Source organism: Serratia sp. DFXYC6, from assembly GCF_057196085.1.
This window is the reverse complement of sequence record NZ_JBXUNV010000008.1, coordinates 1-15,940: the sequence shown is the minus strand read 5'-3', so window position 1 is coordinate 15,940 and position 15,940 is coordinate 1. Positions and strand designations below refer to the sequence as shown.

The window sequence follows — 15,940 nt, the reverse complement described above, 5'->3', positions numbered from 1 at the left end:
AAATCTTTTATTTATGGGCGTGGCTTATAAGAAACGTAAATCAGGAGAAACTGACCATGGCTTCACCCAAGAAAATAGGGCTTATTGCCTGCACCGGCGTCGTCGCCGGTAATATGATGGGGAGCGGGATTGCCTTATTGCCCGCCAACCTGGCGAGTCTCGGATCCATCGCCATTTGGGGATGGGTGATCTCGATTATCGGGGCGATGTCGCTGGCTTATGTGTATGCCCGCCTCGCCACCAAAAACCCACAGCAGGGCGGCCCTATCGCCTACGCCGGTGAAATTTCCCCGGCCTTCGGTTTCCAGACCGGCGTGCTTTATTACCATGCCAACTGGATCGGTAACCTGGCCATCGGCATTACCGCCGTTTCTTATCTCTCCACCTTCTTCCCGGCGCTGAATAACCCGGTACCTGCCGGCATCGCCTGTATCGCCATCGTGTGGGTCTTCACCTTCGTTAACATGCTGGGCGGAACCTGGGTCAGCCGTTTGACCACCCTGGGCCTGGTGCTGGTGCTGATCCCGGTGATCGTGACCGCCACCCTCGGCTGGCACTGGTTTGACGCCGCCACCTACCAGGCTAACTGGAATACCTCCGGCACCACCGACAGCCATGCGGTCATCAAAAGTATCCTGCTGTGCCTGTGGGCGTTCATCGGCGTGGAATCCGCGGCGGTCAGCACCGGCATGGTGAAAAACCCGAAACGCACCGTACCGCTGGCGACCATGCTCGGCACCGGTCTGGCGGGCATCATCTACATCGCCGCCACCCAGGTGATCAGCGGCATGTTCCCGGCGTCTGAAATGGCCGCCAGCGGCGCGCCGTTCGCCATCAGCGCCTCGGCGATTATGGGCAACTGGGCCGCACCGATGGTTTCCGCCTTCACCGCCTTCGCCTGCCTGACCTCGCTCGGTTCGTGGATGATGCTGGTCGGCCAGGCCGGGGTGCGCGCCGCCAACGACGGCAACTTCCCGAAAGTGTACGGCGAGCTGGATAAAAACGGCATTCCGAAGAAAGGCCTGCTGCTGGCCGGTTGCAAAATGACCGCGCTGATGGTGCTGATCACCCTGATGAGCTCCGCCGGCGGCAAAGCGTCCGACCTGTTCGGCGAGCTGACCGGTATCGCGGTGCTGCTGACCATGCTGCCTTACTTCTACTCCTGCGTAGACCTGATCCGCTTTGAAGGGGTCAACGTGCGCAACCTGCTGAGCCTGATCGCTTCCGTGTGCGGCTGCGGCTTCTGCTTCATCGCGCTGATGGGCGCCAACTCTTTCGAACTGTCCGGCACCTTTATCATCAGCCTGATTATCCTGATGTTCTACGCCCGGAAAATGAATACCCGCCAGGCTGCCAGCGCAGCGGCGGTCGATGAAAACACCACGGCCAAAGCGCACTGATTCGCGTCCGCTGACCGACTGAATTTACCCAGCCCCTTTCTTTCCGACCTGTCAGCCGCGACGGGAAGGGGCTTGCTTTGCCAGGAGAAATGCATATGAACGTTATCGCCATCATGAATCACATGGGTGTCTACTTTAAAGAAGAGCCTATCCGTGAACTGCATCAGGCGCTGGAAAGTCTGGATTTCCGCATCGTTTACCCTAACGATCGCGAAGACCTGCTGAAACTGATCGAGAACAACGCCCGCTTGTGCGGGGTGATCTTCGACTGGGACAAATACAACCTGGAGCTGTGCGAAGAGATCAGCCAACTGAACGAGTACATGCCGCTGTACGCCTTCGCCAACACCTATTCGACGCTGGACGTCAGCTTGAACGATCTGCGCATGCAGGTGCGCTTCTTCGAGTATGCGCTCGGCGCGGCAACCGACATCGCCGCCAAGATCAAACAGAATACCGACGAATATATCGACACCATCCTGCCACCGCTGACCAAGGCGCTGTTCAAATACGTGCGCGAAGGCAAATACACCTTCTGTACGCCGGGCCACATGGGCGGCACCGCGTTCCAGAAAAGCCCGGTCGGCAGCCTGTTCTACGATTTCTTCGGCCCGAACACCATGAAGTCGGATATCTCGATTTCGGTGTCTGAACTGGGATCGCTGCTGGATCACTCCGGCCCGCACAAAGAGGCGGAAGAGTATATTTCTCGCGTGTTCAACGCCGAACGCAGCTACATGGTCACCAACGGCACTTCCACTGCCAACAAGATCGTCGGCATGTATTCGGCGCCGGCGGGCAGCACGGTGCTGATTGACCGTAACTGCCACAAGTCGCTGACTCACCTGATGATGATGAGCGACATCACGCCGATCTATTTCCGCCCGACCCGCAACGCTTACGGCATCCTCGGCGGTATTCCGCAGAGCGAGTTCCAGCGCGCCACCATCGCCAAACGCGTGAAGGATACCCCGAACGCCACCTGGCCGGTGCACGCGGTGATCACCAACTCCACCTATGACGGCCTGCTGTACAACACCGACTTTATCAAGAACACCCTGGACGTGAAGTCTATCCACTTCGATTCCGCCTGGGTGCCTTACACCAATTTCCACCCGATCTATAAAGGCAAGTGTGGCATGAGCGGCGGCCGCGTGGAGGGCAAGGTGATCTATGAAACCCAGTCCACCCACAAACTGCTGGCGGCCTTCTCGCAGGCGTCGATGATCCACGTGAAGGGCGACATCAACGAAGAGACCTTCAACGAAGCCTACATGATGCACACCACCACTTCGCCGCACTACGGCATTGTGGCCTCGACCGAAACCGCTGCGGCGATGATGAAAGGCAACGCCGGCAAGCGCCTGATCCACGGTTCTATCGAACGCGCGATCAAGTTCCGTAAAGAGATCAAACGCCTGAAAGTCGAGTCCGACGGCTGGTTCTTCGACGTCTGGCAGCCGGAGCATATCGATGAGCCGGAATGCTGGCCGCTGCGCTCCGACAGCGCCTGGCACGGTTTCAAGAACATCGACAATGAACACATGTATCTGGATCCAATCAAGGTCACCATTCTGACGCCGGGGATGAGCAAGGAAGGCGAGATGCAGCCGTTCGGCATCCCGGCCAGCATTGTGGCGAAATACCTCGACGAGCGCGGCATCATCGTCGAGAAAACCGGACCGTACAACCTGCTGTTCCTGTTCAGCATCGGCATCGATAAAACCAAGGCGCTCAGCCTGCTGCGCGCGATGACCGACTTCAAACGCTCGTTCGACCTGAACCTGCGGGTGAAAAACATGCTGCCTTCGCTGTATCAGGAAGCGCCTGATTTCTATGAAAACATGCGCATTCAGGATCTGGCGCAGAACATTCACCGCCTGGTGGAGCAACACAACCTGCCGGACCTGATGTACCGCGCATTCGAAGTGCTGCCAACCATGGTGATGAACCCGTATCAGGCGTTCCAGAAAGAGCTGCACGGCGAAGTGGAAGAGGTCTATCTGGAAGAGATGGTCGGTAAGGTCAACGCCAACATGATCCTCCCATACCCGCCGGGCGTGCCGCTGGTGATGCCGGGCGAGATGCTGACCGAAGAGAGCCGGCCGGTGCTGGAGTTCCTGCAGATGCTGTGCGAAATCGGCGCGCATTATCCGGGCTTTGAAACCGACATTCACGGCGCCTACCGTCAGGCGGACGGACGTTATCGGGTGAAAGTGCTGAAGGCGAAATAACCGCAGCCAAAAACAGGGGAGGCGCTCGCGCTTCCCCTTTGTCGTTCACCGACTGATGGGAGACCACCATGAAAACACCCTCACAGCCGCGCGCAATCTACTATGTCGTAGCGATACAAATTTGGGAATATTTCAGCTTTTACGGCATGCGTGCGTTACTGATCCTCTATCTGACCCACCAACTCGGCTATACCGACAGCCACGCCATCGATCTCTACAGCGCTTACGCTTCGTTAGTTTACGTCACTCCTATTTTGGGCGGCTGGCTCGCCGACCGCCTGCTGGGCAACCGCGTCGCGGTGATCGCCGGCGCGGCGCTGATGACCCTGGGGCATATCGTGCTCGGCCTGAGCGCGGTCTCCGCCCAGTCGCTCTATCTGGCGCTGGCGATCATCATCTGCGGTTACGGCCTGTTCAAATCCAATATCAGCTGCCTGCTGGGCGAGCTTTACCCGGCGCAGGACTCGCGCCGCGAAGGGGGCTTCTCGCTGCTGTACGCCGCCGGCAACGTCGGTTCCATTTTGGCGCCGATCGCCTGTGGGTTGGCGGCCGAGCGCTATGGCTGGCACGTCGGCTTTGCGTTGGCCGGGATCGGCATGTTCGCCGGCCTGGTGATTTTTCTGCTGGGCGGACGCCATTTCCGCCACACCCGCGGTGTGAATGCCCCGCTGATGCGCGCCAGAAGCCTGGGCCTGCCGCACTGGGGATGGCTGCTGGCGGCGTTGCTGGCGTCGCCGCTGTTCTTCACGCTGTTGTTTGTGCGCGACTGGGCCGGTTATTTGCTCGGGCTGGTGTGCGTGGCGGCGGTGGTGCTGGTGGCGCGTATTATGCTGCGAGCGGATGCCGGCCAGCGCCGGGGCCTGTGGCAGATCGTTGCGCTGATGCTGCTGGGTACGCTGTTCTGGGCCTTTGCCCAACAGGGCGGCAGCTCCATCAGCCTGTTTATCGATCACTTCGTTGACCGGCGCTGGTTCGGCTGGACGGTGCCGACCGCGCTGTTCCAGTCGGTTAACGCCTGCGCGGTGATGCTGGGCGGCGTGGCGCTGGCCTGGCTGGCGAGCGGCGGTGGCGCGGGCGACCGGACGCTGCGCATCTGGTGCAAGTTCGCCTTCGGTCTGCTGTTGATCGGCGTCGGCTTTATGCTGATGGCGCTCAATACGCGGCTGCACGGGCCGGGTTCGATGGGGCTGATGATCGCCGGCCTGGCGGTGATGGGCTTCGCCGAACTGTTTATCGATCCGGTGGCGATGGCGCAGATCACCCGGCTGAATATCCCCGGCGCCACCGGCGTGTTGACCGGTATCTATATGCTGGCGACCGGTTCGATCGCCAACTATCTGGCGGGCATCATCGCCAATCAGACCGCCGAGGATCACATCGAAGTGGCAGCGATGCAGGCGTATGGCTGCATTTTCGCCCAGATCGGCTGGGGGGCGGCCGGGTGCGCGCTGGCGGTGATCGCGGTGCTGGGCGGCTGGCTGCTGCTGACGCGACGCCAGGCCCGGACGGTTAATGCTTGATTGATGGCGGTAGGCGGGGTTAACGTGCAGCTATGTAGAAGTGACAAAGCCTACCGATGGATACTGATCAATTAACGACGCAGGTAGCGGACCAGCTGGGCGCGCAGCAGCGGCTGCTGGTGGCGTTCAGCGGCGGCCTGGATTCCAGCGTGCTGCTGCATCTGCTGGCGACGTTGCGCCGCCAGCGTCCGGCGCTGCAGCTGCGTGCGCTGCACGTGCACCACGGCCTGAGCGCCTTCGCCGACCGCTGGGTGGAGCATTGCCGCCGCCGCTGCGCAGACTGGCAGGTGCCGCTGACGGTGACGCACGTGCAGGTGGACGCCCGCCAGGGCGGCATCGAAGCAGCGGCGCGTGCGGCGCGCTATGCCGCTTTCAGCGCAGCATTGGCGGAGGGAGAAGCGCTGCTCACCGCTCAACACCTTGACGATCAAAGCGAAACCTTCCTGTTGGCGCTCAAGCGCGGCAGCGGGCCGGCGGGGCTATCGGCGATGGCGGCGCGCGCCACGCTGGGCGAGCATTTGCTGTTGCGGCCGTTGCTGGGCTGCTCGCGTCAAACGCTGGAAAGCTACGCGCAGCGCCACGCCTTAAGCTGGATAGATGACGACAGCAATCAGGACACGCGCTTCGATCGCAATTTCCTGCGTTTGCAGGTGTTGCCGCAGCTCAACCAGCGCTGGCCGCACTTCGCTTCGGCGGTGGCGCGCAGCGCCAGCCTGTGCGCCGAGCAGGAGCAGCTGCTGGACGAACTGCTGGCGGAACCGCTGCAAAGCCTGTTGGCGGCGGACCGCTCATTGGCGATCGACGGCCTGACCGACTGTTCGCCGGTGCGGCGTTTCGCCTTGTTGCGGCGCTGGATCGCGTTGTTTAACGTCACTATGCCGGCGCGTGAGCAGCTACAGCGCCTGTGGGAGGAGGTGGCGCTCAGCCGGGAAGACGCCGAACCGCAGCTGCAGCTCGGCGCCTATCAGATCCGCCGATTCCGTGGCCGACTGCACCTGCTGCCGCCGCTGGCGGTGCTGCGCGGTGTGCATCTGCACTGGCGGCCTGACGAGCCGCTGACGTTGCCGGACGGGTTGGGGCAGTTGGTTGCCGGTGAGGGCGATCTGGCGCTACGCGCGCCGCAGCCAGCGCAGCGGATCAGCATTCGTTTCGGCGGCGTGCAGGGCGCCGTGCGTATCGTGGGGCGCGCCCATTCGCGGCCGATAAAAAAACTGTGGCAGGAGCTGGGTATTCCTCCCTGGCAGCGTGAACACATCCCGTTGATTTATTATGATGAGCAGCTGATCGCCGCGCTGGGCGTATTCGTCTGTGAGGCGGGGCAGGTGCCGGAAGGCGAACGCCCGTGGCGGCTGCGCTGGGAAAAAAATCATAATCGCGAGGAGCACTGATGAAGTTAGTGGGGATCACGCTGTTGGCCGCCGGCCTGTTCAGCCTGCCGGCGTTGGCGGCGGGGGATGCGGCCGCCGGTCAGGCCAAAGCCGCCGCCTGTGCGGCGTGCCACGGCGCGCAGGGCAAGGTGACGGTGCCGATGTACCCGAATCTCGCCGGGCAGAACGCCATGTACCTGCAGCACGCGTTGCAGGCGTATAAGAAAGGGGAGCGCAACGGCGGCCAGGCCGAGGTGATGAAGGCCTATGTGTCGGGGCTGTCGGATGACGATATCGCCGATCTGGCGGCTTACTATGCCAGCCTGAAGCCGTAAATGACGAGGGCAGCCGTTGGGCTGCCCTGTTGGGATGGGGTTACCGCTGCTCAGTCCGACAGACTGACGACCACGGTACCGATTTCCGGATGACTGAAACTGCTGATATGGTCCAGCCGCAGGTCGCGCTGCTGGCCGTTCTGTTCGATGGTCAGATACTCAACGCGTTTCTTTTGCAGCAGGTCGATCGCCTTGGCCTCGATCACTTCTCCGTCGCGTAACTCCAGCTTCAGAATAAGTTTATGCTGACAGGCGAGTTCCAGGTTGTCGTAGTCATCGCAATTGATGGGTTGGTACTCATCATTCATCAACATAGTCGCTCACCAATAAGTTAGCGGCGGCAAAGGCCGCCTGTTCCCTAACGGAGGACGGTAGCGCGTCGTTCGCTGCGACATCGTCCAATGCCTTTAACGCACAAGCCAGCGCATCAGGCACGTAGCCAAGATCTCCACTGCCAATCTCGGCGTAAGTACGGCGTACTAACTCACAGTATTGTTGCACAGTTTCCTCCCTTAAGAACCTCTGCATCATCAAGACCGCTCTCGCGATGAGGCGCAGGCTCTCGGAGTTTTATCCTATCCTAGACGACTATAGCACAGCTGTTATGGAGTTATCAGCACCCCGACACGCCTTTCGTTCTGCGCCGAGCTGGGCTGCGCTGGCGGCGTTCGGCCCTGATCAAGTACACTGTCGCCGGATAATTACGAGGTCACCCATGGCGCTGAAAGCAACCATTTATAAAGCCGCGGTCAATATCGCTGATATGGATCGTCATTTCTACCACGACGCCACGCTGACGCTGGCGCAACATCCGTCCGAAAATGAACAGCGTATGATGCTGCGCCTGTTGGCCTGGATCTGCCATGCCGACGAGCGGCTGGTGTTCACCAAAGGGCTGAGCGCCGACGATGAGCCGGAGATCTGGCAGCGCAACGACCATAACGGGCTGGAAATGTGGATCGAGATGGGGTTGCCTGACGAGAAGCGCATTCGCAAGGCCTGCAACCAGTCGCCGCGCGTGGTGTTGTACGCTTACGGCGAGCGCGCCGCGCACGTGTGGTGGCAGGCGATGCAGGGCAAAGTGGCCGGTTACAAGAACCTGAGCGTACGCTTCCTCGACGACGAGCAGCTGGCGCGCCTGACGGCGCTGGCCAGCCGCACCATGACGCTGCAGGCGACGCTGCAGGAAGGAACTATTTGGCTGTCCGATGCTCAGAATAGTCTGGAAATCCAGTTTGCCGAGTGGCAGCGGGCGCAGGTGTGACCGGTGCTGGAACTGTCAAGAAACGTCGCCATACCGGATAATGAGCTGGAATTGACGGCGATCCGCGCGCAGGGCGCGGGCGGCCAGCACGTGAACAAAACCTCAACGGCGATCCATTTGCGCTTTGACATCCGGGCATCCAGCCTGCCAGAGTATTATAAGGAAAGGCTGCTGGCGCTGAATCATCATTTAATTACCGCCGAAGGCGTGGTGATTATCAAGGCGCAAGAGTATCGCAGTCAGGAATTGAATCGCGAAGCGGCGTTGGCCAGGCTGGTCGCGTTGATTCAGCAGGCGATGGTGGTGGAAAAAACGCGCAAGGCGACCAAGCCGACGAAAGGAGCGAAACTGCGTCGCCTGGAAGGCAAGACGCGTAAAGGCGCCACCAAGGCGCTGCGCGGCAAGGTTCGCACTTAGGAATACATGAACACAGTAGGAGAATAACTGTGAAGAAAATTACGATAGCCCTGTTCTTGGCGGCAGGCGCACTCTCGTTGTTGGGATGCAACAATCATTATCAACCGAAGGAACAACCGCTGCAGGCGATGCCGCAGAGTTATCAAGGGGTGTTGCCTTGCGCCGATTGCGGCGGTCTGGATACGGCGCTGTTCCTGGATGAAGACGGCACCTTCGTGCTGCAGGAAACCTATCGCGGCAGCAAAGACGGCGATCAGACCTTTGCCGACTACGGCAAATGGGCGCGCACCGCGGATAAGCTGGTGCTGACCGACAGCACCGGCGAGAAACGCTACTTCCGTCCGGTGGGCAAGAGCCTGGAGATGCTGGATCGCAGCGGCGCGCCGATCGAGTCCAAGCTGAATTACCGTCTGGAGCCGGTCGAAAAGCCGTTGCCTAAAACCCCGATGGTGATGAAAGGCAGCTACAGCTATATGGCCGACGCGGCGGTGTTCAAAGATTGCGCCACCGGCATCACTTTCCCGGTGGATAACAACATCGCGCTGGAGCAAGGTTACGCCAAGGCCAATAAGACTGCCGGCGAGCCGGTGTTCCTGACCTTCAACGCGCACTTCAGCGTGCAGCCGTCGATGGAAGAGGGGCAGATTGAAAAAGCGGTGGTGCCGGACGGCAAGATCGCGTTCGACCGCAGTAAAAGCTGCAGCAGCAAGTAACGCGTTTCGGATATAAAAAAACCCGCCTAGGCGGGTTTTTTATTCTCTGGCGATCGGCGCTTAGCGTTTGATCTGGCCCAGCAGGAAATCAACGATTTCGCCGGTTTTGATCATTTTCTTCTCGCCGACGCGGCGGTTCTTGTACTCGATCTCTTCGTTATCGAGGTTACGATCGCCGATAACGATAGAGTGCGGCACGCCGATCAGTTCCATATCCGCGAACATCACGCCCGGACGCTCTTTGCGGTCATCGAGGATCACATCGATGCCGTGGGAGCGCAGGGTGTTGTACAGCTCTTCCGCCAGCGCCTGCACGCGGAATGACTTGTGCATGTTCATCGGCAGGATCGCCACCTGGAACGGCGCGATGGCGTCCGGCCAGATGATGCCGCGTTCGTCGTGGTTCTGCTCAATGGCGGCGGCCACGACGCGCGTGACACCGATGCCGTAGCAACCCATGGTCAGCACCTGGTTGCGGCCGTCTTCACCCTGCACGGTCGCTTTCATCGCTTCCGAGTACTTGGTGCCGAGCTGGAAGATATGGCCCACTTCGATGCCGCGTTTGATCAACAGCGTCCCCTGACCGTCCGGGCTGGCGTCGCCTTCCACCACATTACGGATATCGGCCACCTGCGGCAGCGGCAGATCGCGCTCCCAGTTGATGCCGAAGTAGTGTTTGCCGTCAACGTTGGCGCCGGCGCCGAAATCGCTCATCGCCGCTACGCTGCGATCGGCTACCACCGGCATCGGCAGCTTGACTGGGCCAAGCGAGCCTGGGCCGGCGCCGACGATGGCGCGGATCTCTTCTTCGGTGGCGAAGGTCAGCGGCGCGGCAACCTGCGCCAGCTTCTCTGCCTTGATTTCGTTCAGTTCGTGATCGCCGCGCACCAGCAGGGCGACCAGTTTATGGCCGCTCTCTTCGGTGGCGTGCACCATCAGCGTCTTCACGGTTTTTTCCACCGGCAGCTGGAATTGCTCGACCAGCTCGGCGATGGTTTTGGCGTTCGGCGTATCCACCAGGCGCAGCTCTTCGCTGGCTGCAGCGCGCGGCTCTGCCGGCGCGACAGCTTCCGCCAGCTCGATGTTGGCGGCGAAATCGGAACCGGTGGAGAACACGATATCGTCTTCACCGCTCTGCGCCAGCACCTGGAATTCGTGCGAGGCGCTGCCGCCGATCGAGCCGGTATCCGCCTGCACCGGGCGGAAATCCAGGCCCATGCGGCTGAAGATTTTGCTGTATGCTTCGTACATCGCGTCGTAAGTCTCCTGCAGAGACTCCTGTGAGGTGTGGAAGGAGTAGGCATCCTTCATCAGGAACTCACGGGAACGCATCACGCCGAAACGCGGGCGCACTTCATCACGGAACTTGGTCTGGATCTGGAAGAAGTTCAGCGGCAGCTGCTTGTACGAGCTGATCTCGTTGCGGATCAGATCGGTGATCACTTCTTCATGCGTCGGGCCCAGTACGAACGGACGATCGCCGCGGTCGACGAAGCGCAGCAGCTCGGGGCCGTATTGCTCCCAACGGCCGCTTTCCTGCCACAGATCGGCAGGCTGAACCACCGGCATGGAAACTTCGATCGCGTTAGCATTGTTCATTTCTTCGCGAACGATGTTTTCAACCTTTTTCAGAACGCGCAGGCCGGTCGGCAGCCAGGTGTAAAGACCGGAGGCCAGCTTGCGGATCATCCCGGCGCGCAGCATCAGCTGGTGGCTGATCACTTCGGCGTCGGCAGGTGTCTCCTTCAAAGTGGAGAGCAGATATTGGCTAGTACGCATGGTGTTTTGGTTCCGTTAGAACTGCAAATTGCATCGGGCTGCCAGAGTGGCGGCCAAAAGTGACAAAAGTGGTTTAGTTTACCAGTGCGAGCGGGTCGCCAAAAGAGAGGCGGCGGAATTTTAACGCGGGTCGAGCGCCAACACTTCGGTGTGGCCGTCCACGACGCGCCAGCGCACGTTGAAATCCAACAGCCAGACGGCGTAATCCCGTTCGATGTCCTCTCCTTTACGATAGGCGGGACGGGGATCTTGCGCCAGCACCTGGCTGATAAAACGCCTTAATTGCGGGTAGCGCGCCTGATGTTGCTGCAGCTGTTGCTCGGCCTGCGGTGCGAAACGCACCGGCATATCGCCGGCGGGCGCGGCCTGGGCAAAGCCGGCGCGGGCCTGCGGCTGGCTCTCGGCGAACGGCAGATAAGGCTTGATGTCCACCACCGGGGTGCCGTCGACCAGGTCGAGGCTGCCCAGTTCCAGCGCCACTTCACCGTTTTTCACCCGCACGCCCTTCAGCTCAATGAGCGACATGCCGAGCGGGTTGGGGCGGAAGGTGGAGCGGGTGGCGAACACGCCCATGCGGGCATTGCCGCCTAAACGCGGCGGACGCACCGTCGGGCGCCAGCCGCCTTCCATGGTTTGATGGAAAATGAACATCACCCACAGATGGCTGAAATCGCTGAGGCCGCGCACCGCTTCCGCCTGGTTGTAGGGCGGCAGCAGCAGCAGTTCGCCGCCGCCGTCTTCGACCAGCCCCGGCTGGCGGGGCACGGCGAATTTTTCTTTATACGGCGAGCGGATCACGCCGATCTGCTCGAAAACGAATTCGGTCATTTGGAGGAGACGTTAAGCGCCGAGCCCTGACAAACGGCCTGTTGATAGCAACCGGCGACGCCGCTGACAATTTGGCAGTCGTGCAGCAGCACGGCGTTGGCCTTCATGTAAGACGCACGGATTTGCATGCGTTTACGGGCGGTAGCCAGATTCGGTGGAGAGTCTTGCACGGTGGTTTGGCACGATTCGCCGGACACTTCACCCAGATCGCGGAACGGTTTACCCACGAGTTCTTCTGCACTTTTGTACAGTTTTACCGGTGTGGGGCGGGCGGCCGGCGTAGTTTTGGCCGGAGCGGTGGTAGTCGGCTTGCTGGTGCTGCTTGTTGAGGACGGCGCGATACGCTGCGATGAACATCCGGCCAGCGCGAGCGCTAACAAACAGAGAGGTAAAACACGCATTGAGATTCCTCTGCCTTAATGAAAGTGGCGCTATTGAAGCAAGCTATGGCGGAAATAACAAGACGGGCCTTGGCCCGTCTTGCAATTATAGGAATAAAATGGGTGAATAAGCGCTTACCAGCCTTTCACCGCGCCGCCGTTGAAGATTTTGTTGGCGGCCGCGTCAACGTCGTCAGACTGATAGGCCTGAACGAATTTCTTCACGTTTTCCGCATCTTTGTTATCTTCGCGCGCAACCAGCAGGTTGACGTAAGGCGAGTCTTTATCTTCCACGAACAGACCGTCTTTCGCCGGCGTCAGGCCGATCTGGCTGGCGTAGGTGGTGTTGATCACCGCCAGCGCGATCTGCTGATCGTCCAGAGAGCGCGGCAGCTGAGGCGCTTCCAGCTCAACCAGCTTCAGGTTTTTCGGGTTCTCGGTCACGTCCAGCACGGTCGGCAGCAGGCCAACGCCGTCTTTCAGCTTGATCAGACCAACTTTCTGCAGCAGCAGCAGCGAACGGCCCAGGTTGGTCGGATCGTTAGGCAGCGCGATCTGCGAACCTTCTTTCAGCTCGTCCAGCGATTTGATTTTCTTGGAGTAACCGGCGATCGGGTAAACGAAGGTGTTGCCGACCGGCACCAGCTTGTAACCGCGGTCTTTGATCTGCTGATCCAGATAAGGCTTGTGCTGGAAGGCGTTCAGATCGATATCGCCTTTGCTCAGCGCTTCGTTAGGCAGCACGTAGTCGTTGAAGGTGACCAGTTCAACGTCCAGACCGTACTTCTCTTTCGCCACTTTCTGCGCCACTTCAGCCACTTGCTGCTCAGCGCCGACGATCACGCCGACCTTGATGTGGTTCGGATTCTTTTCATCCTGGCCACAGCCCGCCAGAGCCAGCGTGCCGATCAGTGCGCCAATTGCCGCGATGGATTTAAATTTTAACGACATATCCCTTCCTCATTAGACTCGCATTAACATGCGGTGAAACTATTTATGGGTAACGGCTTTGACGATGCGATCGCCGCAGAATTGGATCAGATAAACCAAAACTACCAGTAATACTAATACGGTATTCATCACTGTGGCGTTATAACCGATATAACCGTATTGGTAACCGATTTGGCCCAGGCCGCCGGCGCCGACCGCGCCGCCCATGGCGGAGTAGCCCACCAGGGTGATCAGGGTGATGGTCGCGGCGTTGACCAAGCCCGGCAGGGCTTCCGGCAGCAACACTTTCTTGATGATCTGCATCGGCGTGGCGCCCATGGCGCGCGCGGCTTCCACCAGGCCGGACGGGATCTCCAGCAGGGCGTTTTCCACCATGCGCGCGATAAACGGCGCGGCGCCTACCGTCAACGGCACGATGGCCGCCTGCAGGCCGATCGAGGTGCCGACGATCATGCGGGTAAACGGAATCATCCAAACCAGCAGGATAATGAACGGAATGGAACGGAAGATGTTCACCAGCCCGGACAGGATCTTATACAGCGAATTGTTGGCGATGATCTGCCCCGGGCGGGTGACATACAGCAGCACGCCTACCGGCAGGCCGAGCACGAAACCGAAGAAGCCGGAGACAAAGGTCATCATGACGGTTTCCCACACGCCACGCGCCATCAACCACATCATTGCCTCAGACATAACCCAGAACCTCTACTTTTACCTGATTTTCTTGCAGGAACTTAATCGTCGCCAGCGCGTCTTCGTCGCTGCCGTGCAGCTCCGCCAGCATCACGCCGAATTTCACGCCGCCGGCATAATCCATCTGGGCGCTGATAATGTTGTTGTTCACGTTGAAGCGGCGAGCGGCTTCAGACAGCAGCGGCGCATCGACCGACTGACCGGTGAACTCCAGGCGCAGCAGCGGCTGGCGGTCGCCCTGACGCTCCGGCGACAGGCGCGCGGCGTAGTCGTCCGGGATATCCAGATGCAGCGTGGACTGAATGAACTGCTGGGCCAGCGGGGTTTTCGGGTGTGAGAACACTTCGCTGACGCTGTCTTTTTCGATCAGCTGCCCCTGGCTGATGACCGCGACCTGGTCGCAGATGCGTTTCACCACGTCCATTTCATGGGTGATGAGCAGAATGGTCAGGCCCAGACGGCGGTTGATGTCTTTCAGCAGCTCCAGGATGGAACGGGTGGTGGCCGGATCCAACGCGCTGGTGGCTTCGTCGCACAGTAGCACTTTGGGATTGCTGGCCAGCGCGCGGGCGATCGCCACGCGCTGTTTCTGGCCGCCGGACAGATTGGCCGGATAGGCGTCGTGTTTGTCTGCCAGCCCGACCAGTTCCAGTAGTTCGGTCACGCGCTTTTTGATCTCGGCGCGCGGCGTATTGTCCAGCTCCAGCGGCAGCGCCACGTTGCCGAACACCGTGCGGGAAGAGAGCAGGTTGAAGTGCTGGAAGATCATGCCGATTTGGCGACGGGCGCGCGTCAGTTCGCTTTCCGACAGAGACGTCAGATCCTGGCCATCGACCAGCACCTGGCCGGAGGTAGGGCGCTCAAGCATGTTGGCGCAGCGGATCAGCGTGCTTTTGCCGGCGCCGGAAGAGCCGATAACGCCATAGATTTGCCCTGCAGGGACGTGAAGGGTCACGTCAGAGAGCGCGGTAATGGTGCGCGAACCCTGCTGGAACACTTTAGTGATGTTAGAAAGTTTAATCATATTCTTCTTATTTTAGCGTGGTTGCCCGTGGCTAGATAAAAGTAAACCTCGGCGTGGAACCAAGGTATGGATCAGATGTTAAGGCGTCTAGACGTCTAAGTCAACGGCCAGCGACGTTCTCCGGCGTTCTCAGTGCGGGGTAAAACATGCGATACTGTCAGCGTATTCAGCCCCTCAGGAGCAAAGCGGTGACACAAAGCGTTCCAGCAATTTTTCTCGATCGTGACGGTACGATTAACGTTGACCATGGTTATGTCCATGAAATCGACAATTTCCACTTTATTGACGGCGTGATTGACGCCTGTCGCGAACTCAAAAAGATGGGGTTCGCGCTGGTGATGGTGACCAACCAGTCGGGCATTGCGCGCGGCAAGTTCAGCGAAGACCAGTTTATGTACCTGACCGAGTGGATGGACTGGTCGCTGGCCGATCGCGACGTCGACTTCGACGGCATCTATTTCTGCCCGCATCATCCGGAGGCGGTAGTGGAAGAGTATCGTCAGGTCTGTGACTGCCGTAAACCGCAGCCGGGCATGCTGCTGCAAGCGCAGCAGGAATTGAACATCGATATGGCCGCTTCTTATATGGTGGGCGATAAACCGGAAGATATGCAGGCGGCGATCGCGGCCGGCGTCGGCACCAAGGTGCTGGTGCGTACCGGCAAGCCGGTGACGGAGCAGGGTGAAAAGCTGGCCGATTGGGTGCTAAATAGCCTGGCGGACCTGCCGGCAGCCATCAAAAAGCGGGTTTAATAGGCGTTACGCATGAATAGTGAGCGGTCAGATAAAAAATGCATATTATCGCTTGTCATTCTGAACCGGCTCCCTATAATGCGCCTCCATCGACACGGCGCAAGTGATTCACTTCACACAGCGGCCGGGAAGAAAGAGAAAAAATCCTGAAAATTAGGGTTGACTCTGAAAGAGGAAAGCGTAATATACGCCACCTCGAGTTAGCGAGCGAAAGCGCCTAACTCACTGCTCTTTAACAATTTATCAGACAATCTGTGTGGGCACTCCACAAGACGATATCCAG

Annotated in this window: 17 protein-coding genes; 9 read left to right on the top strand and 8 right to left on the bottom strand. The window is 59.5% G+C overall.

Going from position 1 to position 15,940, the window contains the following annotated elements:
* Positions 1 to 56: 56 nt before the first annotated feature.
* The 5 genes from cadB (at position 57) to AC2CGQ_RS24060 (ending at position 6,856) form a co-directional block, all read left to right on the top strand.
* Positions 57 to 1,400: a cadaverine/lysine antiporter gene (gene cadB, locus AC2CGQ_RS24080; protein WP_004931980.1), complete on the top strand. Its 1,344-nt coding sequence runs from the start codon at positions 57 to 59 to the stop codon at positions 1,398 to 1,400.
* A gap of 95 nt (positions 1,401 to 1,495) precedes the next feature.
* A complete protein-coding gene (gene cadA / locus AC2CGQ_RS24075; RefSeq protein WP_004931982.1) occupies positions 1,496 to 3,634 on the top strand; it encodes a lysine decarboxylase CadA in 2,139 nt (712 codons plus the stop codon).
* A gap of 68 nt (positions 3,635 to 3,702) precedes the next feature.
* Positions 3,703 to 5,154 carry a dipeptide permease DtpD gene (gene dtpD / locus AC2CGQ_RS24070; protein ID WP_172574918.1) on the top strand — a complete coding sequence of 484 codons (1,452 nt, stop codon included), beginning with the start codon at positions 3,703 to 3,705 and terminating at the stop codon, positions 5,152 to 5,154.
* Positions 5,155 to 5,210: 56 nt separating this feature from the next.
* On the top strand, positions 5,211 to 6,542 hold the full coding sequence (gene tilS, locus AC2CGQ_RS24065; RefSeq protein WP_172574917.1) for a tRNA lysidine(34) synthetase TilS: 1,332 nt from the start codon (positions 5,211 to 5,213) through the stop codon (positions 6,540 to 6,542).
* Complete coding sequence (locus AC2CGQ_RS24060) at positions 6,542 to 6,856, top strand: c-type cytochrome (RefSeq protein WP_004931989.1); 315 nt, start codon at positions 6,542 to 6,544, stop codon at positions 6,854 to 6,856. Before tilS ends, AC2CGQ_RS24060 begins: the two co-directional genes overlap by 1 nt.
* 50 nt (positions 6,857 to 6,906) lie before the next feature.
* On the opposite strand, the gene rof is transcribed toward AC2CGQ_RS24060, so the two are convergent.
* Positions 6,907 to 7,170, bottom strand: coding sequence for a Rho-binding antiterminator (rof, locus tag AC2CGQ_RS24055; RefSeq protein WP_004931991.1), 264 nt, complete (start codon positions 7,168 to 7,170; stop codon positions 6,907 to 6,909).
* Positions 7,157 to 7,357, bottom strand: a complete 201-nt coding sequence (locus AC2CGQ_RS24050) for a YaeP family protein (protein WP_004931993.1) — start codon at positions 7,355 to 7,357, stop codon at positions 7,157 to 7,159. Before AC2CGQ_RS24050 ends, rof begins: the two co-directional genes overlap by 14 nt.
* A 214-nt stretch (positions 7,358 to 7,571) precedes the next feature.
* Here AC2CGQ_RS24050 and AC2CGQ_RS24045 point away from each other — a divergent pair, with 214 nt between their 5' ends.
* From AC2CGQ_RS24045 to nlpE, 3 genes are read left to right on the top strand one after another with little or no spacing between them, the layout of a single operon-like run.
* Positions 7,572 to 8,120: a YaeQ family protein gene (locus AC2CGQ_RS24045; RefSeq protein ID WP_015378883.1), complete on the top strand. Its 549-nt coding sequence runs from the start codon at positions 7,572 to 7,574 to the stop codon at positions 8,118 to 8,120.
* Between the two features lie 3 nt (positions 8,121 to 8,123).
* Positions 8,124 to 8,537, top strand: a complete 414-nt coding sequence (gene arfB / locus AC2CGQ_RS24040; protein WP_160125893.1) for an alternative ribosome rescue aminoacyl-tRNA hydrolase ArfB — start codon at positions 8,124 to 8,126, stop codon at positions 8,535 to 8,537.
* 29 nt (positions 8,538 to 8,566) lie between these two features.
* Positions 8,567 to 9,250: an envelope stress response activation lipoprotein NlpE gene (nlpE, locus tag AC2CGQ_RS24035; RefSeq protein ID WP_004932000.1), complete on the top strand. Its 684-nt coding sequence runs from the start codon at positions 8,567 to 8,569 to the stop codon at positions 9,248 to 9,250.
* A 60-nt stretch (positions 9,251 to 9,310) separates the two neighbouring features.
* Here nlpE and proS read toward each other — a convergent pair whose 3' ends face one another.
* From proS to metN, 6 genes are all read right to left on the bottom strand, one after another.
* A complete protein-coding gene (proS, locus tag AC2CGQ_RS24030) occupies positions 9,311 to 11,029 on the bottom strand; it encodes a proline--tRNA ligase (RefSeq protein WP_172574916.1) in 1,719 nt (572 codons plus the stop codon).
* Between the two features lie 120 nt (positions 11,030 to 11,149).
* A complete protein-coding gene (gene tsaA / locus AC2CGQ_RS24025) occupies positions 11,150 to 11,857 on the bottom strand; it encodes a tRNA (N6-threonylcarbamoyladenosine(37)-N6)-methyltransferase TrmO (RefSeq protein WP_004932003.1) in 708 nt (235 codons plus the stop codon).
* Positions 11,854 to 12,258 carry an Rcs stress response system protein RcsF gene (gene rcsF / locus AC2CGQ_RS24020; RefSeq protein ID WP_166445355.1) on the bottom strand — a complete coding sequence of 135 codons (405 nt, stop codon included), beginning with the start codon at positions 12,256 to 12,258 and terminating at the stop codon, positions 11,854 to 11,856. Before rcsF ends, tsaA begins: the two co-directional genes overlap by 4 nt.
* A 114-nt stretch (positions 12,259 to 12,372) precedes the next feature.
* A complete protein-coding gene (locus tag AC2CGQ_RS24015; protein WP_033632261.1) occupies positions 12,373 to 13,188 on the bottom strand; it encodes a MetQ/NlpA family lipoprotein in 816 nt (271 codons plus the stop codon).
* Between the two features lie 39 nt (positions 13,189 to 13,227).
* Positions 13,228 to 13,881 carry a methionine ABC transporter permease MetI gene (locus AC2CGQ_RS24010; RefSeq protein WP_004932010.1) on the bottom strand — a complete coding sequence of 218 codons (654 nt, stop codon included), beginning with the start codon at positions 13,879 to 13,881 and terminating at the stop codon, positions 13,228 to 13,230.
* Entirely contained in the window at positions 13,874 to 14,905 is a 1,032-nt protein-coding gene (metN, locus tag AC2CGQ_RS24005; RefSeq protein ID WP_004932012.1) for a methionine ABC transporter ATP-binding protein MetN, read from the bottom strand. The genes AC2CGQ_RS24010 and metN overlap by 8 nt, the downstream gene beginning before the upstream one ends.
* Positions 14,906 to 15,093: 188 nt before the next feature.
* Here metN and gmhB point away from each other — a divergent pair, with 188 nt between their 5' ends.
* The gene (gmhB, locus tag AC2CGQ_RS24000) at positions 15,094 to 15,657 is read left to right on the top strand and encodes a D-glycero-beta-D-manno-heptose 1,7-bisphosphate 7-phosphatase (RefSeq protein WP_015378880.1); all 564 of its coding nucleotides are present in this window, start codon (positions 15,094 to 15,096) and stop codon (positions 15,655 to 15,657) included.
* The last annotated feature ends 283 nt before the right edge of the window (positions 15,658 to 15,940 follow it).

Excerpts from the sequence above, each read along its gene's own strand:
- cadB (WP_004931980.1), top strand. The coding sequence starts at position 57 with ATGGCTTCACCCAAGAAAATAGGGCTTATTGCCTGCACCGGCGTCGTC.
- cadA (WP_004931982.1), top strand. The coding sequence starts at position 1,496 with ATGAACGTTATCGCCATCATGAATCACATGGGTGTCTACTTTAAAGAA.
- dtpD (WP_172574918.1), top strand. The coding sequence starts at position 3,703 with ATGAAAACACCCTCACAGCCGCGCGCAATCTACTATGTCGTAGCGATA.
- tilS (WP_172574917.1), top strand. The coding sequence starts at position 5,211 with ATGGATACTGATCAATTAACGACGCAGGTAGCGGACCAGCTGGGCGCG.
- AC2CGQ_RS24060 (WP_004931989.1), top strand. The coding sequence starts at position 6,542 with ATGAAGTTAGTGGGGATCACGCTGTTGGCCGCCGGCCTGTTCAGCCTG.
- rof (WP_004931991.1), bottom strand. The coding sequence starts at position 7,170 with ATGTTGATGAATGATGAGTACCAACCCATCAATTGCGATGACTACGAC.
- AC2CGQ_RS24045 (WP_015378883.1), top strand. The coding sequence starts at position 7,572 with ATGGCGCTGAAAGCAACCATTTATAAAGCCGCGGTCAATATCGCTGAT.
- proS (WP_172574916.1), bottom strand. The coding sequence starts at position 11,029 with ATGCGTACTAGCCAATATCTGCTCTCCACTTTGAAGGAGACACCTGCC.
- tsaA (WP_004932003.1), bottom strand. The coding sequence starts at position 11,857 with ATGACCGAATTCGTTTTCGAGCAGATCGGCGTGATCCGCTCGCCGTAT.
- rcsF (WP_166445355.1), bottom strand. The coding sequence starts at position 12,258 with ATGCGTGTTTTACCTCTCTGTTTGTTAGCGCTCGCGCTGGCCGGATGT.
- AC2CGQ_RS24015 (WP_033632261.1), bottom strand. The coding sequence starts at position 13,188 with ATGTCGTTAAAATTTAAATCCATCGCGGCAATTGGCGCACTGATCGGC.
- AC2CGQ_RS24010 (WP_004932010.1), bottom strand. The coding sequence starts at position 13,881 with ATGTCTGAGGCAATGATGTGGTTGATGGCGCGTGGCGTGTGGGAAACC.
- metN (WP_004932012.1), bottom strand. The coding sequence starts at position 14,905 with ATGATTAAACTTTCTAACATCACTAAAGTGTTCCAGCAGGGTTCGCGC.